The organism is Myxococcus llanfairpwllgwyngyllgogerychwyrndrobwllllantysiliogogogochensis, assembly GCF_006636215.1.
GTDB classification, from domain to species: Bacteria; Myxococcota; Myxococcia; order Myxococcales; family Myxococcaceae; genus Myxococcus; species Myxococcus llanfairpwllgwyngyllgogerychwyrndrobwllllantysiliogogogochensis.
On sequence record NZ_VIFM01000815.1, the window covers coordinates 1 to 431 of the forward strand.

The following is a 431-nucleotide window of genomic DNA, read 5'->3' on the forward strand; positions in this document are numbered from 1 at the left end:
TCATCCGGCTTTATGAAAGCCTGTGTCAGTTCCGGAGCACTGGTGTCTGGATCACCACACATGACTGGTTATGTGAAAGGTTTATGCTCCCTGCCTCGCAGAAAAACAATATTGCTGAAATGAAGCGTACCTTCCTGGAACCTGCTCTGAAGAAAATTAATGAGAAGACGCCATTAAAGGTAACATATACCACTGAAGAAGATGGTCGCTTGCTGTTTAATTTTCTTGATAAAAAACAATAGTCTGTAATTTTTATTTCCTCCCCCCTTAGTTTGTTGCTGACATATGGGGGGATACTGAACTTGCTGTGTTTCCCATAGTGCTTGCCTAACTTGACCTGTTTCCCGCAATCGCGGCTGTCTGCGTAGTTGACCTGTTTCCCACAGTCCGGGCCGTCTGCGGAGTTGACCTGTTTCCCACAGTCCCGGTCG

General features: G+C 46.4%; 1 protein-coding gene. It reads left to right on the forward strand.

Going from position 1 to position 431, the window contains the following annotated elements:
- Positions 1 to 242, forward strand: a 242-nt coding sequence (locus FJV41_RS55955) for a replication initiation protein (RefSeq protein ID WP_141649638.1), incomplete at its 5' end; no start/stop codon positions are given.
- Between the last annotated feature and the right edge of the window lie 189 nt (positions 243 to 431).